At 71.0% G+C, this 22335-nt stretch carries 18 protein-coding genes; 15 read left to right on the top strand and 3 right to left on the bottom strand.

Annotation, left to right across the window (positions count from 1 at the left end):
* Nucleotides 1-435 precede the first annotated feature (435 nt).
* The 3 genes from KK087_RS03650 to KK087_RS03640 all read left to right on the top strand — a co-directional run bounded on the left by KK087_RS03650 (nt 436) and on the right by KK087_RS03640 (nt 4671).
* Nucleotides 436-2244 carry an ABC transporter ATP-binding protein gene (locus KK087_RS03650; RefSeq protein ID WP_214564255.1) on the top strand — a complete coding sequence of 603 codons (1809 nt, stop codon included), beginning with the start codon at nt 436-438 and terminating at the stop codon, nt 2242-2244.
* Nucleotides 2245-2405: 161 nt separating this feature from the next.
* Nucleotides 2406-4205: an ABC transporter ATP-binding protein gene (locus tag KK087_RS03645; RefSeq protein WP_214531516.1), complete on the top strand. Its 1800-nt coding sequence runs from the start codon at nt 2406-2408 to the stop codon at nt 4203-4205.
* A gap of 37 nt (nt 4206-4242) precedes the next feature.
* On the top strand, nt 4243-4671 hold the full coding sequence (locus KK087_RS03640; RefSeq protein ID WP_214531506.1) for a DUF805 domain-containing protein: 429 nt from the start codon (nt 4243-4245) through the stop codon (nt 4669-4671).
* Nucleotides 4672-4719: 48 nt separating this feature from the next.
* Here the strand turns inward: KK087_RS03640 and KK087_RS03635 are convergent, their stop codons facing one another.
* Together KK087_RS03635 and KK087_RS03630 are read right to left on the bottom strand one after the other, a co-directional pair.
* The gene (locus KK087_RS03635; RefSeq protein WP_307859959.1) at nt 4720-5094 is read right to left on the bottom strand and encodes an MGMT family protein; all 375 of its coding nucleotides are present in this window, start codon (nt 5092-5094) and stop codon (nt 4720-4722) included.
* A 14-nt stretch (nt 5095-5108) separates the two neighbouring features.
* Nucleotides 5109-5564, bottom strand: coding sequence for a GNAT family N-acetyltransferase (locus KK087_RS03630; RefSeq protein WP_027466669.1), 456 nt, complete (start codon nt 5562-5564; stop codon nt 5109-5111).
* Nucleotides 5565-5649: 85 nt separating this feature from the next.
* On the opposite strand from KK087_RS03630, the gene KK087_RS03625 reads away from it, so the two are divergent.
* The 3 genes from KK087_RS03625 (at nt 5650) to KK087_RS03615 (ending at nt 10661) form a co-directional block, all read left to right on the top strand.
* Nucleotides 5650-6903 carry an ROK family transcriptional regulator gene (locus KK087_RS03625; protein WP_214531507.1) on the top strand — a complete coding sequence of 418 codons (1254 nt, stop codon included), beginning with the start codon at nt 5650-5652 and terminating at the stop codon, nt 6901-6903.
* A 126-nt stretch (nt 6904-7029) separates the two neighbouring features.
* Nucleotides 7030-7971 (top strand): hypothetical protein, encoded by a 942-nt coding sequence (locus tag KK087_RS03620; RefSeq protein ID WP_214564254.1) that lies wholly within the window; start codon nt 7030-7032, stop codon nt 7969-7971.
* 275 nt (nt 7972-8246) lie between these two features.
* Nucleotides 8247-10661 (top strand): lamin tail domain-containing protein, encoded by a 2415-nt coding sequence (locus KK087_RS03615; protein WP_214564253.1) that lies wholly within the window; start codon nt 8247-8249, stop codon nt 10659-10661.
* A gap of 159 nt (nt 10662-10820) precedes the next feature.
* Here the strand turns inward: KK087_RS03615 and KK087_RS03610 are convergent, their stop codons facing one another.
* The gene (locus KK087_RS03610) at nt 10821-11333 is read right to left on the bottom strand and encodes a hypothetical protein (protein ID WP_214564252.1); all 513 of its coding nucleotides are present in this window, start codon (nt 11331-11333) and stop codon (nt 10821-10823) included.
* Between the two features lie 138 nt (nt 11334-11471).
* Between KK087_RS03610 and KK087_RS03605 the strand changes: the two genes are divergently transcribed.
* The 9 genes from KK087_RS03605 (at nt 11472) to KK087_RS03565 (ending at nt 22091) form a co-directional block, all read left to right on the top strand.
* The gene (locus KK087_RS03605) at nt 11472-12026 is read left to right on the top strand and encodes a DUF805 domain-containing protein (RefSeq protein ID WP_214564251.1); all 555 of its coding nucleotides are present in this window, start codon (nt 11472-11474) and stop codon (nt 12024-12026) included.
* A gap of 9 nt (nt 12027-12035) precedes the next feature.
* Complete coding sequence (locus KK087_RS03600) at nt 12036-12443, top strand: PhzF family phenazine biosynthesis protein (protein ID WP_250900803.1); 408 nt, start codon at nt 12036-12038, stop codon at nt 12441-12443.
* Between the two features lie 213 nt (nt 12444-12656).
* A complete protein-coding gene (locus KK087_RS03595; protein WP_214564250.1) occupies nt 12657-14015 on the top strand; it encodes an extracellular solute-binding protein in 1359 nt (452 codons plus the stop codon).
* A gap of 107 nt (nt 14016-14122) precedes the next feature.
* Nucleotides 14123-15073 carry a carbohydrate ABC transporter permease gene (locus tag KK087_RS03590; RefSeq protein ID WP_017888131.1) on the top strand — a complete coding sequence of 317 codons (951 nt, stop codon included), beginning with the start codon at nt 14123-14125 and terminating at the stop codon, nt 15071-15073.
* A 5-nt stretch (nt 15074-15078) separates the two neighbouring features.
* A complete protein-coding gene (locus KK087_RS03585; RefSeq protein ID WP_439647685.1) occupies nt 15079-15972 on the top strand; it encodes a carbohydrate ABC transporter permease in 894 nt (297 codons plus the stop codon).
* Nucleotides 15973-16083: 111 nt separating this feature from the next.
* On the top strand, nt 16084-19167 hold the full coding sequence (locus KK087_RS03580; RefSeq protein ID WP_214564249.1) for an alpha-mannosidase: 3084 nt from the start codon (nt 16084-16086) through the stop codon (nt 19165-19167).
* A gap of 323 nt (nt 19168-19490) precedes the next feature.
* Nucleotides 19491-20450: a hypothetical protein gene (locus tag KK087_RS03575; protein WP_214564248.1), complete on the top strand. Its 960-nt coding sequence runs from the start codon at nt 19491-19493 to the stop codon at nt 20448-20450.
* Between the two features lie 47 nt (nt 20451-20497).
* Nucleotides 20498-21238, top strand: coding sequence for a histidine phosphatase family protein (locus tag KK087_RS03570; protein ID WP_214564247.1), 741 nt, complete (start codon nt 20498-20500; stop codon nt 21236-21238).
* Entirely contained in the window at nt 21228-22091 is an 864-nt protein-coding gene (locus KK087_RS03565) for an NAD(P)H-hydrate dehydratase (RefSeq protein ID WP_214531515.1), read from the top strand. The genes KK087_RS03570 and KK087_RS03565 overlap by 11 nt, the downstream gene beginning before the upstream one ends.
* Nucleotides 22092-22335: the final 244 nt, after the last annotated feature.

Below are 22335 nucleotides of genomic sequence, written 5' to 3'. Positions count from 1 at the left end.
CAACATGACCGGAACCGTGGCGACGGCCGCCCGTGCAGGTCTCGTGTCCGTCGCGGGGACCGCTCCCGCACGGCGATCCCCGATCGCACCGCGACCCCGCGTCGCGGCCGCCGTCGAGTCGGGCCGTTCCCACGGCCCCGCGGCGTAGCACCACCGGCGTCCGCGAACCACCCGCCTGAACCCGGGGGACGATTGTCCCTCGGTGCCTCCGGCCCGACCGACGTCACGCGAGTGACGGCGGAGACGCGACCACGCGCCCGGCCGATGATCACCACGCAACGCCACACCGAGCCTCCAGGCCGAAGCCGCGCGACGCAAGCAAGCAAGCAGCAAGCAAGCAAGCAAGCAAGCAAGCACGCAAGCAAGCAAGCAGCAAGCAAGCAAGCACCGCGCAGCGCGACCCGGGGACCCGGCAGACGCATGAGGACGCAACGCATGTCCAAGTCGCCCACCACGGCGCGCCCGTCCACCTTCCGTGCGATCGCGCGGATCTACCCCTACGTGAGGCCCTACAAGGGGCGCCTCATCGGCGGCATGGCCGCAGCGATGGGAGCCTCCCTCGTGGCGCTCGCAATCCCCTACGTGCTGCAGTGGCTCGTCGACGGTCCGCTGTCGTCGCGCGACTCCTCCCAGATCTGGCCCGCCGGGCTCGGGGTGCTCGCCCTCGGTGCGCTCGAGGCGTTCTTCATCGCCTCGCGCCGCCGCCTGGTGATGCGTCCCTCGACCCGCATCGAGACGAGCATGCGCAACTCGCTCTACGCGAAGCTGCAGGACCTGCCGGTCGCGTTCCACGACCGCTGGGAGTCCGGGCAGCTGCTGTCCCGTTCCGTGTCGGACCTGTCCCTGATCCGCCGCTGGCTGGCGTTCGGTGTCGTCCTGCTCGTGGTCAACGCCGTGACGATCGTCGTCGGTTTCGTCGTGCTCTTCACCTTCGGGTGGATGCTCGGCCTGATCTTCCTGATCGCCTCGATCCCGCTGTGGATCAACGGCCTGCTGTTCGAGCGCCGGTACTCCGCCGTCGCCCGCCGCAGCCAGGACCAGGTCGGTGACCTCGCCACGAGCGTCGAGCAGTCGGTGCACGGCATCCGCGTGCTCAAGGCCTTCGGTCGTGGCGGCGCGAAGCTCGAGGAGTTCAGCGAGCAGGCCGAGGCCCTGCGCGGCACCGAGATCAAGAAGGCGAAGGCCATCGCGGGCATCTGGCTGTGGTTGCTGCTCGTGCCGGACGTCGCGTTCGCCCTCTGCCTGCTGGCGGGCATCTACCTGGCATCGCAGGGACAGCTCACCGTCGGCCAGTTGTTCGCGTTCTTCGCGACGGCGACGGTGCTGCGGTTCCCGATCGAGTCGATCGGGTTCCTGCTCTCGATGACGTTCGACACCCGCACCGCGGTCGACCGCTTCTTCGAGGTGATGGACTCCGAGAACACGATCACGGACCCGGAACACCCGAAGACGATCGCCCAGCCGCACGGCGCCCTGTCGTTCAACGGCGTGCACTTCCGCTACCAGGACTCCGCACCGCAGTACCCGGACCTGATCAACGGCGTCGAACTGCAGCTGCAGCCGGGCGAGACCATGGCGCTCGTCGGGCTCACCGGCTGCGGCAAGACGACGCTGCTCTCGCTCGTCCCGCGCCTGTACGACGTGACCGGTGGTTCGGTGACGATCGACGGGGTCGACATCCGCGACCTCACCCGCGAGGAGCTGCGCCGCCACGTCGGTGTCGCCTTCGAGGACGCCACCCTGTTCTCGTCGACGGTGCGCGAGAACGTGTTGCTGGGTCGGCCGGACGTCCACGGTGACGAGGCCGAGGCGCTGATGCGCGAGGCGCTCGACATCGCGCAGGCGTCCTTCGTGGACGACCTGCCCGACGGCGTCGACACCCGGGTCGGTGAAGAGGGGCTGTCGCTGTCCGGTGGGCAGCGCCAGCGCCTGGCGCTCGCCCGCGCGATCGCCGCACGGCCGTCGGTCCTGGTGCTCGACGACCCGCTGTCGGCCCTCGACGTCGACACCGAGGCGCGGGTCGAGGCGGGCCTCCGCCGCGTGCTCGCCGAGACCACGTCGCTCATCGTGGCGCACCGTCCGTCGACGGTGACGCTGGCCGACCGGGTCGCCCTGATGGAGAACGGCGTCGTCACGGCCGTCGGGACCCACCACGACCTGATGGCCACCAACGAGCACTACCGCTACGTCATCTCGTCGCTCGACGACGACGACCAGACCGCACGACAGGAGGCGATGGCATGAGCCAGCAGACCGACCAGAACCTGCCTGGGCCCACGCCTGCCGGTTCCGACGCGTCGCGCAGCGACGTGGCGGCCGAGCAGGTGGGGAGAGGCACGGCGTCCGTCCCGCAGGAAGCTCCGGACGAGCAGTCTGCCGCGCCCGTCACCGCCTCGATCACCACCATGGGCGTGCGCGGCGAGGAGCGTGAGGACTTCACGAAGGCCGAGAGCAAGCGCCTGCGGCGCCGCTCCCTCGCCCTGCTCGGGTCCCTCGCCGCACCGCTGAAGCTCCGGCTGGTGCTGCTCGGCATCGTGGTCGTGGTCTCGACCGCGGGGACCGTCGCTGGTCCGGCGCTCATCGCGTGGGGCATCGACAACGCCCTGCCCGCGGTGATGGACCAGAACGACTGGGTGCCGGCGTTCGGGGTCGTCGCGACGTACATCGTCGTGGCCGTCCTCGGTGCGGTGTTGACGGCCTGGTACACGGTGCTCGCGGCACGGATCAGCCAGGCGATCCTGTTCGACCTGCGCAAGCGGGTGTTCCTGCACACGCAGCGGCTGTCGCTCGAGTTCCACGAGACCTACACGTCGGGCCGGATCATCTCGCGTCAGACGAGTGACCTCGACTCGATCCGCGAGCTGCTCGACTCCGGGCTGAACCAGCTCATCCAGGGCGTGCTCTACATGGTGTTCACCGCCGTGGCCCTGGTGCTGCTCGACCCGACGTCCGGGCTCGTGCTCGCGGTGTCGCTCGTGCCGCTCTGGTTCCTGATCCGCTGGTTCCAGACGAACTCGCAGACGCTGTTCCGCTCCACCCGTGTCACCTCGGCGCGCGTGATCGTGCACTTCGTCGAGACGATGACGGGCATCCGCGCGGTGCAGGCGTTCCGCAAGGAGTCCCGCAACCGTGACGAGTACGGCGGCTACGTCGAGGACTACCGGGTGGCGAACACGAAGGTGTTCAACCTGTTCGGGACCTTCGACCCGGTGCTCGTGCTCATCGGCAACGCGACGCTCGCCGCGGTCGTCATCGTCGGCGGCTTCCGGATCGTCGGCGGGACGCTCGAGGTCGGTGCGCTGCTCGCGGTCGCGCTGTACGCCAAGCGCTTCTTCGACCCGGCGCAGGAACTCGCGATGTTCTACAACGGGTACCAGTCGGCTTCGGCGGCGATGGAGAAGATCTCCGGCGTCCTCGAGGAACGGCCGAGCGTGCCGGACCCCGTGAAGCCGACCCGTCTGGCGGACGCCACCGGGAAGATGGACTTCGACGACGTCGTCTTCGCCTACAACAAGGGCAAGGTCGTGCTGCCGGAGTTCGACCTGCACATCCCGGCGGGGCAGACCATCGCCCTCGTCGGGTCCACCGGTGCCGGCAAGTCGACGCTCGCCAAGCTCATGGCGCGCTTCTACGACCCGACCCAGGGCTCGGTCAAGCTCGACGGTGTGGACCTGCGCGACCTCGACACGAAGGACATGCGCCGCGCGATCGTCATGGTCACACAGGAGGCGTACCTGTTCTCCGGCACCGTCGCGGACAACATCGCGCTCGGCAAGCCCGGGGCGTCGCGCGCGGAGATCGAGGCGTCGGCCAAGGCGGTCGGCGCGCACGAGTTCATCATGGCGCTGCCCGACGGGTACGACACCGACGTGAACAAGCGCGGTGGTCGTGTCTCGGCGGGCCAGCGGCAGCTGCTCTCGTTCGCGCGGGCGTTCATCGCGGACCCGAAGGTGCTCATCCTCGACGAAGCCACTGCGTCGCTCGACATCCCCTCGGAGCGACTGGTGCAAGAAGGTCTGGAGACCCTGCTCGCCGACCGTACCGCGGTGATCATCGCGCACCGGTTGTCCACCGTCGCGATCGCGCACCGGGTGCTCGTGATGGAGCACGGGAAGATCGTCGAGGACGGCACCCCCGCCGACCTCATCGCCGGCACCGGGCGGTTCGCCCAGCTGCACGCGGCCTGGCGCGACTCGCTCGTCTAGGCCCCGGTCGGGCTGCACCACGTGGTTGGCTTGCTCCATGAGCAACGACAGCGTGGTGCAGCCCGGCGGCGTCGCCCTGCACGACCCCTTCTACGGTGCCCCCTTCGCCGAGGCCGTCCGACGGTTCTGGAAGAAGTACACCGTGTTCACCGGGCGGGCATCGCGCGCCGAGTTCTGGTGGTGGTGGCTGACGTCGTTCGCGATCGGGCTCGTGCTGCAGCTCGTCCCGCAGGTGTTCACGCCGGACACCCCGGTGCTCGAGAACCCCGTCGGCTCGTACCTGTTCATGCTGTGGGTGCTCGCGACGCTCATCGGCTCGCTCGGCCTCGGCGCCCGACGCCTGCACGACGCGAACCTCTCCGGCTTCTGGCAGTTCCTGCACATCGTGCCGGGCATCGGCTCGCTGATCGTGTACGTCCTGTGCCTGCTGCCCGCGAACCCGAAGGGTGCGCGCTTCGACCGCTGACGGTCGGTCGGTCGGCCGATCCGCCGGCCGACCCGCGTCGCCGGGGGATCAGAACGGGTCGTCCGCATCCGTGGCGGGCGACCAGCGCGCACGACGCATGTCGAGCCTCCAGGTCGACGTCCCCTGCACGAGCGGCGTCCCCTCGACGCGGTAGTGCTCGAGTGCCCTGGCCTCGTGGCGGAGCGGCGGGTGCCCACCCGCGCGCACCACGCGCCACCAGGGCAGGTCGGCGCCCTCGTGCGCCATCACCTTGCCGACGGCCCGCGACGCCCGCGATCCGAGGGCTGCTGCGACGTCGCCGTACGTCATGACGTGGCCGGGCGGGATCATCCGGACAACCTCGGCGACGGCGGCGCCGAAGTCGACGGCCGCCCCGGACTCGCTGACCGTGGCGTCGGACGGCGCCGTGTCGTCGGAGAGCACGTCGTCGGAGCGTGCTAGAGCGTCAGGACCGCGAAGTGGTCGCCGTACTGGGTCTCGCGCACGACCTCGAAGCCCACGGCGCGGAAGAACGCCTCGGGGCTGTCGTCGCCACCCGGTTCGTACACGACCGTGAGCCGCTCGAACCCACGGCTGCGGGCCTCGTCCGCCAGACCGTGCACGGCGAAGCGGCCGACACCGCGGCCCTGCGCGCTGGCCGCCACGTTGACGCGCCAGATGCAGCTGCGCAGCTCTTCCTGCGCGTTGTCGGCGTCGAACGAGCCGATGATCAGGCCGAGGACCTCGTCGTCGTCGAGGACGACACGGGTCCACGCGGAGCTCGGCTTGACGTCGGACTCGGCGACCCCGTAGGTGGTCGGCTGCACGAACTGTTCCTGGCCCGGCTTGAGCGTCAGGGAGTTGGCCGCGGCAGCGGTCTTCGCGGAGAGTTCTTCCAGGCGCAGGTCGGACATGCGGCCAGGCTAACGGTGCGACCCCTGTGGGGGCCAGTGACGACGGCAGACCGAGACCGCACCGTTGTCACGGTATCGTCGCGGCATGGCAGAGCATCGACGGGGAGCGAACCTCCCGTCGATCGGCGGGTTCAACCGCACGGTGGTCCTCGATGCCGTCCGCCGCTCACCCGACGGCCTGAGCCGCGTCGAACTCGCAGCCCGCACGGGGCTCAGCGCGCAGACCGTGTCGAACGTCACCCGGTTCCTGATCGAGGCCGGGATGATCGCGGAGTCCGGCACCGTCGTCTCGGGTCGCGGCAAGCCCCGTACCATCCTGCGGCTCGAACCGGGCAGCCGGTACGCGGTCGGCGTGCACGTCGATCCGGCGGTCGTCACCTACGTGCTGCTCGACCTCGCCGGCACCGTCGTGGCCGCGTCCACGACCTCGACCCCGACCGCCGACGATCCGTCTCAGGTGGTGCGCACCATCGCCTCGGCCGTCGACGGGCTCGTGGCCGACGCCGGGGTCGCCGTCGAGAGCGTGCTGGGCGTCGGGATCGCGAGCCCCGGACCCATCGACGTCGAGGCGGGCATCGTGGTCGACCCGCCGTTCCTGCCCCGCTGGCGGGACGTGCCCCTGCGCGACGCGGTCGCCGAGGCCACCGGCTACCCGGTGCTGCTCGAGAAGGACGTGACGGCCGCCGCGGTCGGCGAGATGTTCCTGGCGGGGGAGTCTTCGGCGCGGAACTTCGCGTTCGTGTACTTCGGCACCGGGTTCGGCGTCGGGCTCGTCGTCGACCACGAACCCGTGCGCGGCGTGGGGTCGAACGCGGGCGACGCCGGGCACATCATGGTCGACCAGGGCTCGCTGGCCGGCACCCCGGACGGTTCGGGTACGCGCGGTGAGGTCGGTGCCGCCGTCGCACCGGACCGGCTGGTCCGGGTCGCGCGGTCGCGGGGGCTGGCGTTGTCGGGCGGCGGCGCTGCAGCCGACTCGGTCGACGCCGTGGACGCCGCGTGGGACGAGCTCGCGGCAGCCATCGCCGCCGGGGACGACACCGCCGTCACGCTCGCCGCCGAGGCCGGCACCGTGATGGGCAACGCCGTCGTCCTCATCGTGAACCTGCTCGACGTCGACCGCGTGGTGTTCGGCGGGCCGTTCTGGTCCCGCATCGCGAGCGCCGCCCTGCCGGCGGCGCGGACCGCCATCGTCGGGTCGCCGCTGCTCGTGCCGAAGCACCCGGTGCAGGTGGTCGAGAGCGACCGTGGGGCCGACGTCGCCGCGGTCGGTGCCGCGTGCCTGGTGCTCGACGCCGCCCTGTCACCGCGGGCGAGCGCCCTCCTCATCCGGCGCTGACGACGCGGTTCATCGGGCGCTGACGGCGCGGTCGGCGGGCGGCCTGGCCGGTCGGTGTGGACCACCACGGCCCGCTACGCTGCGGAACGATGATCCGCCAGGTGCGCGGAGGACGGTGGGGGACGCATGACGGACAGCACGGACGACACGAACGGCACGATGGATCCGCGGTGGGCGAAGGTGCGCCCGCTCGTGTTCCGGACGATCATCGGCGCGGTCGTCGCCGCGGGCCTGGTCGGCATCGCCGCGGTGCTGCTCGGTGACTTCGGCATGGTCGCGGTGCAGCTGCTCCTGACGATCGTCGTGGTCGTCGTCTTCGCGCTGCTGTCCTGGTACGACGCCGACGTCTCGTCCAGGCGGTCGGGGACGTTCGCGTTCGCGAGCATCGCCACGTCGATGTACCTGCTCGTCGCCGGCCTGTACAAGGTGTGGATCGTCCCCACGGGGGTCGACGGTGACGGCATCTGGTTCGTCGTGGAGCACTTCTGGCACTGGATGTGGCTCGTCGGCGTCGCACGCGTGGCGCTCCTGCACGTGCACCTGCTGCTCGTCATCCACCGGCGCTACCCGACGCCCGCTCTGCAGGTCGTCGCCAAGGCCACCGTCGGCGTGATCGCCCTGCTCGCCCTGCTGCTGTCGATCCCGCTGCTCGCACCGGACGTCGACTACGCGCGGGGCTACTGGCGACTCGTCTGGGTGGTCGTGATCCTCGACCTGCTCGGGACCGTCGTGGTCCCGCTGAGCAACGCGCTGTTCCGCCCGCGGGGCGCCCTCCCGTCGGCGACGTGGCCGGTGCCCGAGCAGCAGCCGGCGTGGAGCTCGACGCCGACGCCGGCCGCTCCCGCACCTGCACCCGAGGTCCCGCTGCCGCCCGCTCCCGCACCTGCGCCCGCTCCCGCCTCCACCCCCGGTCCCGCGCCCGAAACGGTCGTCGCGTCCGACGGGCGTCGCTACGCGTCCCGTCCGTCGGCCTCCCGCGCCCTGGCCTGGCCGCGCTACGTCGACGGCACGCCCCTGCCCGCACTCCCCGACGGCACTCCGGACTTCTCGGAGGTCACCGAGCGCTGACACCTCGAGCAACACGTGTGCAGAAGACGTCGGGTTCGCCATGCGGACCCGACGTCTTCTGCTCACCATGTGCGGTAGGCGCGACCGCAGGGCGGACGGGAGGCGCGGTGCGGGGCCGCCCCGCGCCTCCCGTCCGCCCTCCGTGCGTCCAGAGCGCCGGGCGCGGCCCGGGGACACCGCGCGTTCACCGACCGGCCACCGGCCGGACGCCTGGGTGCTGAACAGTCGTGCAGGTCCCGCCCTCCTCTTCCCCGAGCACCCGAGAAGGACCCTGCATGCGCGCTCCCGCCCTGCGCCCGCCCACACTCCGCATCGGCGCCGCCATCGCGGCCGCCCTGGTCGTCGCCACCGGTGTCGTCACGGCCAGCCCGGCGCTCGCCGCCGTCGGGGACGACGACCCGGCCGTCGGGGCCGTCGCGGCCAACGGCCTCGTCGTGAACGAGGTCGAGTCGAACGGCGACGACACCGACTGGGTGGAGTTGAAGAACACCTCGGGCGCCGCGATCGACCTGACCGGGTACGCGTTCCTCGACAACGACAGCTCGCACGACGCGTACGTCCTGCCGAGCGGCTCGACCATCGCCGCCGGCGGGTACTTCGTCGTCGACCAGCTGTCCGCGACCGCCCCGGGCTTCGACTTCGGACTCGGCGGCGCCGACACCGCACGCCTCTACGACCCCGCCGGTGACCTGGTGCTCCGGTACGCGTGGACGACCCACGCGGGTGTCACCTACGGTCGCTGCGCCGACGGCGTCGGGACACTCGTCGACACCACGGCCTCGACCAAGGGCGCGGCGAACGACTGCTCCTCACCGGTGCGGATCAACGAGGTCGAGTCGCAGGACGGCACCCCCGGCGACTGGGTGGAGCTGACCAACACCGGCAGCACCGCCGTGGACCTCGGCGGGTACGTGTTCAAGGACAGCGAGGACGACCACGCCTCCACGATCCCCGCGGGCACGACCGTCGCGGCCGGGGGCTTCACGGTGCTCGACGAGTCGGACTTCGGGTTCGGACTCGGCAAGGCGGACTCCGCCCGGCTGTTCGATGCCCGGGGCACGGCCGTGGACTCGACCTCGTGGACGGCGCACGCGAGCACGACGTACGGCCGCAACCCCGACGGCACCGGTGACTTCGCCGAGACCTCGGCACCCACGAAGGGCCTGGCGAACACGTTCGCCGGCGTCGTCACCGCCGAGGTCTGGCCCGGCGGCCCGGACGAGACCGTGCTCGACGACGAGGCCACCTTCACCGGTGACCTGAGCGGCCTCGACTGGACGACGTCGAAGTCCTCGCGGGACGGGCAGCTCTGGGCCGTGCAGAACGGCGACGGGCTGCTCTACCACCTGACCTCGGACGGCACCGGTGGCTGGGCGCCGTCGAACGCCGCCGGCACCGACCTGCGCTACGCCGACGGCACGGGCACCCCGGACGCCGAGGGCGTCACCGTCACGAGTGACGACCCCGGTGCCGTCTACGTGTCGACCGAGCGGAACAACGACGTGTCGAGCACGAGCCGCCCGTCGGTCCTGCGCTACGCCACCACCGACGGCTCCGAGGCAACGCTCCGGGCGACCGACGAGTGGAACCTCGCGGCGGACTTCCCCGGGCTCGGCGCCAACGCGGGCCTCGAGGGCATCACCTGGGTCCCCGATGCCTGGCTCACCGCGCACGGCTTCGCCGACGAGCGCACCGGCACCGCCTACGCGCCGTCGGCCTACGCCGGGCACGGCGACGGCCTGTTCTTCGTCGGGGTCGAGGGCACCGCGAGCGTGTACGCCTACGCCCTGATGGACGACGGGTCCTCGGCACGGGTCGCCACCATCGCGACGTCGCTCGCCGTGGTCGCCGACGTGCAGTTCGACCCGACGCTCGACGCGCTCTGGGTGGTCTGCGACGAGGTGTGCTCCGGCCGCACCGCGCTGTACGAGGTGACGGACGGGGCCTTCGCCGCCTCGACGCTGTACGAGGCGCCCTCGGCCGCCGACCGCACGCTCGCCAACGAGGGCTTCGCGATCTCGGGCGTCTGCACCGACGGGGAGCGCCCGACGTTCTACGCGGACGACAACGACACGGACGGGTTCTCGCTCCGCACGGGGACGTACCCGTGCGAGGGCGGCGACACGGACCCGGGCACCGACCCGACGCCGGTGCCGACGCCGACGCCGACGCCGGGTGACGGCGGTCAGACGCCGACCCCGAGCCCGACCCCGGGTGGGACGCCGACCGGTGGCCCGACGACCGGCCCCTCGGCTGCGCCGGTCGTGCCGGTGGCGCCGTCGGAGTCGCTGTTGACGGAGACGAACCGTGGTGGGGTGTCCGCTCCGGCGTCGGCTCGTGCGGGGGAGACGATCACGGTGACGGTCGGCACGGCGTCGACCGGTGACACGGTCAACGTGTGGCTGTTCTCGACCCCGACGCTGATCGGTACGGCTACGGTCGCATCCGACGGGACGGTTCGGGTGACGATCCCCGCGGACACGATGGCTGGGGTGCACCGGTTGGCGGTGACGGCTGCGGACGGGTCACTGATCGGGTGGACCCCGATCACGATCACGGTTGATGGTCAGTTGGCGTTCACGGGTGCCGAGGGGCTCGGTGCCGGTGCGCTGGTGGCGTTCCTGCTGCTCGCGGCGGGTGCGGGTGTGCTGATCGTGCGTCGCCGACGTCGGGCTGCGGCTGCGGAGTAGTCCCCACGCCCCACGGGGGTGGATGGTGTGCAGCAATGGTCGGGTCCGCAGTGGGACCCGACCATTGCTGCACACCATGGGTGGTGGAGGCGCCCCCAGGGCGGCCTGGAGGCGCGGTGCGGGGCCGGCACGCGCCTCCAGACCGGTGGGTGGTCGCGTTCAGTGTTCGGCGTCGTGCATGGTCTGGTCGTCGTCCTGACCGGGGATCGCGTCCTTCGTGGTCCAGCCGTACCAGCGGCCGTCGATCTCGGTGACCGCGCGACCGTCGCCGCAGGTGACGAGGCCCTTGGTCGGGAGTTCCTCCGGCATGAAGTCCGCGGTCATCGCCGTGCCGCCGTACGACTCGTCGAGCGGGGTGCAGTCGTCCACGTCGACGCCGTCCTTCGACGCGAACCCGATGACGTAGCCCGGCTGCGAGGCGTGGAGGCGGACGTCGATGTCCTTCGCGTCCTTCGGCACCCACTTCGGCATGAAGAACGCCAGGTCCTCCGACTCGCCGGAGCGCGGGGCGTCGGAGTACGTGGCGAAGTGCTTCTGCGGGGTCTTGTTCGGCACGATGTCCTGGATCGCGCTGCAGCCGGCGGTCAGCAGCAGGGCGGTCACTGCTGCGGTGGAGGCGAGGGCGATCCGGAGGGTTCGGCGGGCGGTGGTGGGGCGCGTGTCGGTGCTCATGGATCCAGTCTCCCGACGGAGGCGGCGCTGAAACATCACGTGCACACCCGGAAGCAGCCGGGGGTTACCCCCACCCGCGGCGCCGGGCCTGCCGAGGAGTGCTCAGGAGTGCTCAGGTCGCTTCGGTAAGCAGGTTCGGTGCACCAGACGCAGCAGCCACCGGTCGGGGTCCCCTGGCACCAGGCCACCTTCACCGCCTCGTTCTCGCGGTTCTGGCGGGGGTACCTCGTGTTCCGCGGTCGTGCCGCTCGCGCCGAGTTCTGGTGGTGGGCACTGTGGTGGATGATCATCTCGAGTGCGATCAACGTCGTGTCCGGCGTCGGACTCGTCACGATGCCGCCGCCGACGACGAGCCCAGAGGAGGCACGCGTCCTCGACGAGGCGCTGCGGTCCTTCAACCCGTTCCCGGTCTGGTGGTTCCTGCTCACGTCGATGCCGGTCTTCGCCCAGATCGCACTGGGGGTCTTCGTGGTCGTCGGTCTCGCGGCGCTGCTGCCCTGGATCGCCATCGTCGTGCGGCGGCTCCACGACACGAACCGCTCCGGGTGGTGGGTCCTGCTGTACTTCGTGCCCGCCGGCTACATCGTGCTCGCCGTGTTCCTGGCGCTGCCCTCGGAGCCGCCCGTGGAACCGCAGCAGCCCGGGCCACCCGTCGGTGATCGGCCCGCGCACCCGGTCGTGACGCCGCAGTAGCGTCGGGGCATGCAGCAGGAGATCCTCCGGTACACCGCCTTCGCCGGCAACTGGCACCCGGTCCTCGTGCTGCACGACCGCGAGCTGTTCCACCAGTTCCGGTTCGCGCCGGGGCCCCTGGCTGAACTCAAGCAGGAGGCAGGCTGGGCGGGGACCGTCACGGCGCTGCACCGCACCGGCGACCGGGAGTACGAGGCGCGCAACCTGTTCCCCGCCGGGCGCATCACCGAGGACCCGGCGACGGGATCGGCTGCGGCGTCGACCGGGGCGTACCTGCGGCAGATCGGTGCGGCGCAGCCGGGCGACCGCATCACGATCCGGCAGGGGCGGCATGTCGGGCGTCCGAGCCTGCTGCTCGTGGACGTGCCCGAGGCCGGCGGGATCACGGTGACGGGGAGCGCGACGCCGATCTCCTGACGGACGTTCCTTCCCAGAACGCACGCGATGGGAAGCGGAACCGGGCGTGCCTGGTCGAAACTTCCGACCCGGTACGCCCGATTCCGCCCGGTACGCCCGATCCGACCCGGGACCGGCCCCAGAAACTCCTTGACACGGTTAAGTCAATACGCTGGACTAATCCTGCGCGCGGGCGATGGTGCCCGCGGACATCACCCGTGCAAAGGAGCACCGATGAAACGCACCCGCATCATCGCCGGACTCGCAGCTGTGGCCGTGGCCGCAGTCGGTCTGGCTGGCTGCTCGAGCTCGGGGTCCGCCTCGAGCGACACGATCAAGATCGCGTACCAGAAGTTCGGCGCCTTCCAGCAGCTCGACGCCCAGATGAAGGTCGTCAAGAAGCAGTACGAGAAGGACAACCCCGGCAAGAAGGTCACCCTCGTGCCCATCCAGGCGCAGGGCAACGACTACTACACGAAGCTCGCGCTCATGAACAAGGCGCCGGCGACCGCCCCGGACGTCATGTACGAGGACACGTTCCTCGTCAAGGCCGATGCCGAGGCGGGCTACCTGCTGCCACTCGACGAGTACACGGACAAGTGGGACGAGTGGGACCAGTTCTTCGACAACGCCAAGCAGGCCGGGCAGGGTGACGACGGCAAGATCTACGGCGTCCCGATGGGCACCGACACCCGAGCCCTCTGGTACAACAAGGACATCTTCGAGAAGGCCGGACTCGACGTCCCGTGGAAGCCGAAGACGTGGGACGACGTACTCGCGGCGGCGAAGACCATCAAGGAGAAGCAGCCCGACGTCATCCCGTTCAACATCTACTCGGGCAAGGCGCAGGGCGAGGCCTCGACCATGCAGGGCTTCGAGATGCTCCTGTACGGCGCCGACGGCTCCGGCAACACCCTGTACAAGGACAAGAAGTGGGTCACCGGCTCGAAGCAGTTCGAGGACTCGCTCAAGTTCGTGGAGGACGTCTACCAGGGCGGCCTCGGCCCGACACCGCAGCAGGCGCTCGACACGAACGTCGGCACGACCATCGCCCAGACGTGGCTGCCGGAGGGCAAGCTCGCGATCGACCTCGACGGTTCGTGGCAGTCCGGGACGTGGCTGGAGTCCGGTACCGCGCCGTGGCCCGAGTGGAACGACGTGATGGGCCAGGCACCCATGCCGACCCAGAACGGGCAGGCTCCCGGCTACAACTCGATGTCCGGCGGCTGGACGCTGGCGGTCGGCGCGAAGTCGAAGAACCCGCAGGCGGCGTTCGACTTCATCACGACCTTCCTCGACAAGGACGGTTCGCTGAAGTACGACACCGAGAACAGCCAGATCGCCGTGCGCAAGGACGTCGCGGAGGACCCGGCCTACACGGCCGCCAACCCGACGTTCGAGTTCTTCTCGGGGCTGGTGGAGAACACCAACTTCCGCCCGGCGACGAGTGACTACTCGCAGGTGTCCAACGCGATCCAGGTCGCCATGGAGGCCGTCATGACCGGGCAGCAGTCGCCGAAGGACGCGGCAGCCGCCTACGACGAGGCCGTCACGCAGGTGGTCGGCAAGGAGAACACCGTCTCCGCTGGTTGACGGACGTCACCCACCGACGGACTGGAGGCGCGGGGCGGTCCCGCACCGCGCCTCCCGTCCGCTCTTCCCCACCTTCGGAACCCCTCCGCACCCGGAAGGCACCCATCGTGTCCAGCACCCCCCTCGCGCCGACACTGTCGGCGCCCGGTGCGCCGAAGCGCACCGATCCACCCGTGCCGCGCAAGCGGCGACCACTGCGGAACGTCGGACGAGCGGTCCCGCTCCTGCCCGCGTTGGTCCTCCTCGTCATCTTCCTGCTCGGCCCCGTCATCTCGTCGTTCTACGGGTCGTTCACCAACTCGGCCCTGACCGGCGCGAGTGCTGCAGACCAGCAGTTCGTCGGGTTCCAGAACTACGTCGAGCTGTTCCAGGACCCGGACTTCCCGAAGTCGGTCATCCTGACGATCGTGTTCCTGCTGGCCTCGGCCGTGGTGGGACAGAACGTGCTCGGCCTCGGGCTCGCCCTGCTGATGCGTTCGGCGAACAAGGCCGTCCGGGCGATCGTCGGCACGTTCGTCGTCGCCGCGTGGGTCCTGCCGGAGATCGTGGCGTCGTTCGCGGCGTACGCGTTCTTCAACGACGAGGGGACGCTCAACACGTTCCTCGCGTCGATCGGGATCACCGGCGCGAACTGGCTCTACACGTACCCGATGCTCGCCGTGATCCTGGCGAACATCTGGCGCGGCACCGCGTTCTCGATGCTCGTCTACTCCGCCGCCGTGCAGGAGGTCCCCGAGGAGATCACCGAGTCCGCCGAGGTCGACGGCGCCACCGGCTGGCAGCGGCTCGTCTACATCACGCTCCCGGTGATCCGCCGGAGCATCTCGACGAACCTCATGCTCACGACGCTGCAGACCCTGTCGGTCTTCACGCTCATCTTCGTGATGACCGGCGGCGGCCCGGGCACGAACTCGTCGACCCTGCCGATCCTGGCGTACCAGGAGGCGTTCAAGTTCTCGCAGCTCGGTTTCGGGACGGCGATCGCGACCATCCTGCTCGTGGTGGGGGCGGTCTTCTCGATCATCTACATCCGAGCACTCAAGCCGGAGGTGGACTGATGGCCATGACAGCGCCGTCCCTCGACCAGACCACGACCCGTTCGGTGACCGCACCGGGGTCGATGCACATGACCTCGCCCCGGGGTCGCACCATGCGGTGGGTGTCGAACACCGTGCTGCTCGTCATCGCGGTGTGCTTCGCGGTGCCGTTGCTCTGGCTCGTGCTCGCCTCGTTCGACACGCAGGCGTCGCTGTCGGTGAAGCTGCCGTCGCAGTTCACGCTCGACAACTTCGCCCAGGTGCTCACGCCCGAGCTTTCGTTCATCCCGCTGGCGAACAGCCTGCTGCTGTCCGGGGGGACGGCGGTGGTGACCGTGGTCTTCGCGCTGCTGGCCGCGTACCCGTTGTCCCGGTACAAGATGCGGGTCAACAAGCCGTTCCTGTACAGCATCCTGTTCGGCACCGGCCTGCCGATCACCGCGATGATGGTGCCCGTCTACGCGCTGTTCGTGTCGCTCAACCTGATCGACAACGTGTGGGGTTGCATCTTCTTCCTCGCCGCGACGTCGCTGCCGATGGCGATCTGGATGGCGAAGAACTTCATGGACTCGGTGCCGATCTCGCTGGAAGAAGCGGCGTGGACCGACGGCGCCTCGATGCTCACGACGCTCACACGGATCGTCATCCCGCTCATGCGCCCGGGCATCGCCGTCGTGTTCATCTTCGTGTTCATCCAGGCGTGGGGGAACTTCTTCGTCCCCTTCGTGCTGCTGCTCTCGCCCGACAAGGTGCCCGCCGCGGTGAGCATCTTCAACTTCTTCGGGCAGAACGGGGCGGTGGCGTACGGCCAGCTCGCCGCGTTCTCGATCGTCTACTCCGTGCCCGTCATCGCCCTCTACGTGATCGTGTCCCGCGGCCTCGGCGGCGGCAACGCCCTCGCCGGCGGCATCAAGGGCTGATCCGACGGCTCCCCGCCCCGCCCCGCAAGACACCGGTGTTCGCGCGTCGAACACCCGCGAACCGCGGTTCCGTTCGCGAACACCGGTGTCTTGCAACCAGAAAGGAAGCACATGCACCAGGACGAACCGCTCGTCGAGGCCCGGATCGCCCGCCTCGTCCGCGACCGTGTCGACCCCGCCGTCCACCGCCGCTCGGCGCCGGTGACGATCGAGGCGTGGGAGGTGCCGGGCGAACCGGTGCCGTTCGACACCGCCGTCGGCGAGACGTACACACCGTTCACGGTGGGGTCGCACTGGGGCGGACGACCGTGGGGCACGACCTGGTTCCGGGTGACCGGCACCGTGCCGGCGGACTTCGGCACCGTGCCGGGGACCACCGCCGAGCTCCTCGTCGACCTGGGGTTCACCAAGCGGCAGCCCGGGTTCCAGGCCGAGGGACTCGCGTTCCGCGCCGACGGCTCCACGATCAAGGCGATCGAGCCGCGGAACGACACGGTGCCGCTCGAGGTCGGCCCGGGGGAGTCCTTCGAGCTCTGGATCGAAGCCGGGGCGAACCCGGACATCGGCGGCGACTCGTTCCAGGGTGCGACGCCGCTCGGCTCGCGCTCCACCGCCGGCGACGACCCGATCTACCGGCTGAAGGCCCTCGAGGTCGTCGAGCGCGACGACACCGTGTGGGAACTGCAGCAGGACCTCTGGGTGCTGCGCGGGCTGATGGCCGAGCTCCCCACCGACGGCACCCGCGGCGCCGACATCCTGCGGGCACTCGAACGCGCCGCCGACGCGCTCGACCCGGACGACGTCGCCGGCACGGCCGCGGACGCCCGTCAGGTCCTGGCGCCCGTGCTCGCCGTCCCCGCCAGCCCCGCCGCCCACCGCGCGATCGCCGTCGGACACGCCCACATCGACTCCGCCTGGCTGTGGCCCGTGCGCGAGACGAAACGCAAGTGCGCCAGGACGTTCTCGAACGTGCTCGACCTGATGGACCGCGACCCCGACTTCACGTTCGCCTGCTCGTCCGCGCAGCAGTACGCGTGGATCCGCGACGAGTACCCGTCCATCTGGACCCGCATCAAGCAGCGCGTCGCCGAGGGGCGGTGGACCCCCGTCGGCGGCATGTGGGTCGAGTCGGACACCAACCTGCCCGGCGGTGAGGCCCTGGCCCGCCAGTTCGTCGCCGGCAAGCGCTTCTTCCTGGAGGAGTTCGGCATCGACACCCCGGAGGCCTGGCTCCCCGACTCGTTCGGCTACTCGGGCGCCCTGCCGCAGATCGTCCGTGCCGCCGGGTCGAAGTGGTTCGTCACCCAGAAGCCGTCGTGGAACGAGACGAACGTCATCCCGCACACCTCGTTCCACTGGGAGGGCATCGACGGCTCGCGCGTCCTGACGCACCTGCCCCCGGCCGACACCTACAACTCCGACGTCTCACCGGCCGACCTGCGTCGGGGCGAACGGAACAACAAGGAGCGCGGCACCGCCAACACCTCGATGCTGCTCTACGGCTTCGGGGACGGTGGCGGCGGCCCCACCCGCGAGATGGTCGGCGCGGCACACCGTCAGCACGACCTCGACGGGTCGCCCCGCGTGACGCTCGGCACCCCGGCGCAGGTGTTCGAACAGCTCGAGGCCGAACTGCCGACGCCGGGCGTGTGGTCGGGGGAGATGTACCTCGAGTTCCACCGTGGCACCTACACGTCGCAGATCCGGACGAAGCAGGGCAACCGCCGCTCCGAGCACCTGTTGCGCGAGGCCGAGCTCTGGGCGGCGACGGCGGCCGTCCGGCTCGGCAGCGAGTACCCGTACGCCGAACTCGAGGAGGCCTGGCACACCGTCCTGCTCCAGCAGTTCCATGACATCCTGCCCGGGTCCTCGATCGCGTGGGTGTACGAGAACGCCGAGGAGCAGTACGCCCGGGTCGCCGAGGTGCTCGACGGGCTGATCGGCAGCGCGACGACGGCGCTCGCCGCAGGCGGGACCGGGACCGGCGCAGCCGACACCGGCACCGCGAGCACGGGCGCCGCCGGTGCCGCTGACCCCGCGTCGGTCGTGCGCTTCAACGCCTCGCCGGTCGCGGCAGGGGACGTGACCGCCCTGGGAGGTTCGGTGGTCCACGCGCCGCGACCCGCGCCTCCCGTCCGGAGCGGCGACCGCTTCGTCTTCGACACCGGCGTCGTCACCGCGACCATCGACGCTGCCGGCCACGTCGTCTCGTTCGTCGACCACGCCACCGGACGCGACGCGATCGCGCCCGGCGCTGCGGCGGCGGAGTACACGGTGTTCCGGGACACCCCGAACCAGTGGGAGGCGTGGGACATCGACCGCGCGTACCAGCGCAACGGCACCGTCCTGTCGGCGTCGTCCGTCGCGATCGCAGGCGACGAGCTCGTGGTGGAACGGTCCTTCGGATCGTCGACGCTCACCACGCGCTACTCCGCGGTGCAGGGCGAACCGGAGCTGACCGTCGAGACCGAGGTCGACTGGCACGAGCACCAGAAGCTGCTGAAGCTCGCGTTCCCGATCGACGTGCTCGCGTCGTCGGCCTCGAGCGAGATCCAGTTCGGGCACATCGACCGGCCGACGCACCAGAACACCTCGTGGGACCACGCCCGCTTCGAGACCTCGGCACACCGCTGGGTGCACGTCGCGGAGCCCGGGTTCGGCGTCGCGGTGGCGAACGACTCGACCTACGGTCACGACATCACGCGCGAGACCCGGCCGGACGGCGGGATCACCACGCTCGTGCGGGAGTCGCTGCTGCGCGGGCCGACGTTCCCGGACCCGGACGCCGACCAGGGGCACCACGTGTTCCGGACGGTGCTGCGGATCGGGGCCTCGGTGCTCGACGCCGCCGACTCCGGGTACCGGCTGAACCTGCCGGTGCGGAGCGTCCCCGGGTCAGCCGAGGTCGCGCCGCTCGTCACGGTGTCGTCGCCGCAGGTGTTCGTCGAGGCCGTCAAGCTCGCCGAGGACCGCTCCGGTGACGTCGTCGTGCGCCTGTACGAGGGGCTCGGCGGCCGGGCGGCGGACGTCGGGGTCTCCTTCGGGTTCGACGTCGAGTCGGTGTCGCAGGTCGACCTGCTCGAGCGGCCGGTGGCGGCGTCGTCGGGTGCGGCGGCTTCGTGGGCTGCCGGGGAGCCGGTCGTGCTGACCCTGCGTCCGTTCGAGATCGTGACGCTGCGGGTGCGTCGGGCCTGAGGCAGCGGGCCCGACGCGCGACCGGGGAGAGACCGCGGCGCCGGACGGGACACGGGTGCGTTCCGTCCGGCGCCGTGTTGCGGGGTGCGGGGTGCGGGGTGCGGCCGGGCGGGTGCGGGTGTGGCCGGGTGGAATCGGGCGTGCTGGGTGGAATCGGGCGTACCTGGTCGGAACTTTCGACCAGGTACGCCCGATTCCGCTGGGCATCGCGCGCGTTCTGGGAAGGAACGTCTTCCCTCCACAACCGCCCAGGCCTGGAGGCCCGTCCACAGTTCTCGACGTCGGCCCGCGAGACGGGTGGCTGGTCCGGCATCGTCACGTGCATGAACGAGTCGCTGCCCATCCTCCGAGCATCCGCCGCGCGCGAGGCCGGTCTCGACGCCACCACCCTCCGGCGCCGGACCCGGATGGCGGGGGCCCGTCGCCTCGTCCGCGTCGGGCCGAACGCCTTCGTCGAGGGGGCCGCCTGGGACGCCGCCGGGCCTCGTCAGCGGTACGTCACCCGCGTCTTCGCACGGCTCGGTCGGCTCGGCACCCGGGCGACCGCCTCGCACCAGTCGGCAGCGGCCGTGCACGGGCTCCCGGCGCTCGGCGGGTGGGACGTGGCGGTGCACGCGACGGTCCCGGAGTCGATGTACCGGGGTCGGAGCGCCGGCCTGGTCCTGCACACGAGACCCGTCGCCCGAGCGGAACGGGTCACGGTCGGTGCGGTCGCGGTCACCTCCATCCCCCGCACCGTCGTCGACATCGCGATGGCCGGCGATCTCCACTCGGGAGTGGTCGTCGCGGATGCCGCTCTGCGCCGCGGCGTCCACACCGACGATCTCCGACGAGCGGTCCCTCCGAAGGCCCGTGCCCGCGCCCTGGCACAGCAGGTGCTCGACCTGGCCGACGGACGCTCCGGGTCGCCGGCCGAATCGCTCGCGCGGGTCGTGTTCCGGGAGCTCGGATTGCCCGCGCCGGTGCTGCAGCAGGAGTTCGTCGTCGACGGCCGTCGTTCCGCCGTGGACTTCTGGTTCCCGGACCACGGGGTCATCGTCGAGATCGACGGACGGGCCAAGTACTCCCAAGAGCGCTACCTGGGTGGCCGGAGCCCGACCGAGGTGTTCCTCGACGAGAAGCGGCGGCACGGCAGGTTGCTCACGGTGCCGGGCGTCCGCACGATCATCCGGCTGGAGTGGCGTGACCTGTTCGACCTCGAGGCGCTGGCGCTGCGCCTCCGGGCGGCGGGGCTCCCGTGCGCGGCCCGCCCGGTCCGGAGCGCTCGGCGCCGGACGGGGTGATCCCGCACCGGGGAACCGGCACAGCGCACTCTGGCTAGCGTGGCCGCATGGCAGTGCAGGAGATCTGGCTCGTCCGTCACGGCGAATCGGTCGCGAACGTCGCAGCGGCTCGCGCCGAAGCCGCTGGCGACGACGTGATCGACGTCGAGTTCCGGGACGCCGACGTCCCGCTCAGCCCCCTCGGCACCGATCAGTCCCGCGCCCTCGGGCAGGAGCTCGCCGACCGCGGGATCGACGACGTCCCCGTCGCGCTCTGGGTCTCCCCGTACCTGCGCGCACAGCAGACCATCGCGATCGCGCTCGAGGAAGCCGGTCTCGCCGAACCCGAGAAGCGGGTGGACGAACGGCTCCGTGACCGCGAACTCGGCGTCCTCGACCTGCTGACCCTGCAGGGTGTCCGCCACCGCTACCCGGACGAGGAACGCCGTCGGCAGTGGCTCGGCAAGTACTACCACCGGCCTGCGGGCGGGGAGTCCTGGGCCGACGTGATGCTCCGGCTCCGCTCGGTCCTCGGCGATGTCGAGCGGGTCGAGGGAGCGGAGCGCCTGGTGATCGCCGCGCACGACGCCGTCGTGATGCTCGCCGTCGCGGTCTGTCTCGGCCTCGACGAGCCGGCACTGATGGAGTTCGCTCGGACGCACGCCGTCGCGAACGCCTCCCTCACACGACTCCGACGCGACGACGCCGGGGCGCCGTGGGTGCTCGAGGAGTTCTCCTCGGTCGGGCACCTGGACGACGACGAGGTCACCCAGCACACCGGCCGGAAGGACGACGAACATGTCCGTTGAACCCGTCACCCCGAACTTCCTCCGCGACTGGCCGCTGCCCGAGGTGGGTGCCGGCAAGTACGGCCGTGGGCAGGTGCTCATCGTCGGCGGTGCCGCGCGGACCCCGGGCGCAGCGATGCTCTCCGCGCTCGCCGCACTCCGGGTCGGCGCCGGTCGCCTCACGCTGGCCGTCGGCCGGAGCGTCGCGAACGAGGTCGCCGTCGCGGTGCCCGAGTCCGGGGTCGAACCCCTCGACGAGGACCAGGACGGACACATCGCCGTGGGCGCGATCGAGGGCATCGCCGGGAGCGCCTCGAGCGCCGACGCGGTGCTGGTCGGGCCGGGGCTCGACGAGCCGGACGGTTCCCGCGACCTCGTGGCCGGGCTCGCCGACGTGATCGGACCGCAGACCACCGTCGTGCTCGACGCCTTCGCCCTCGGTGTCGCCGCCGATGTGCGCGAGCACCTCGAACCACTGCGGGGTCGACTGGTGATGACGCCGAACTCCGGCGAGGCCGAGCGCCTGCTCGGCCGGGAGTGCAGCGACGACGACGTGGCCGACGCCGTGGCGATCGCGAACCGGTTCGGTGCGGTCGTGGCCCTCGGTGACGCCATCGCCACGCCGCACGGTCGGGCATGGCTCAAGGGCACCGGCTCGGGCGGCCTGGGCACCAGTGGCAGCGGCGATGTCCTGTCCGGCGCGGTCACCGGGCTGCTCGCACGCGGCGCCGATCCGGCACAGGCCGTGGCGTGGGCGTCCTACGTGCACGCTGCCGCGGGCGACCGGCTCGCGGTGCAGGTGGGGCCGCTCGGGTACCTGGCGAGCGAACTCGTGACGGAGATCCCGCGGGTGCTCGTCGAGCTCGGGGCCTGAGCGCGCCCGTTCCTTCCCAGAACGCCCGCGATACCTGGTGTTTTCGGGCGTACCTGCCCAGAACTTCCGACCAGGTACGCCCGAATCGACCAGGTATGCCCGGAACGACCACCCCGCCCGAGCCCACGAGACCTTACCGCACATCTCGTATGCCGTCTTCTGCTTGAAAAAGGGGGGGGGGGGGGGGGGGGGGGGGGGGGGGGGGGGGGGGGGGGGGGGGGGGGGGGGGGGGGGGGGGGGGGGG

Source organism: Curtobacterium aurantiacum, from assembly GCF_018598555.1.
GTDB lineage: Bacteria > Actinomycetota > Actinomycetes > Actinomycetales > Microbacteriaceae > Curtobacterium > Curtobacterium aurantiacum.
The sequence above is the reverse complement of the archived record's forward strand: the minus strand, read 5'-3'. Positions and strand labels throughout refer to the sequence as shown.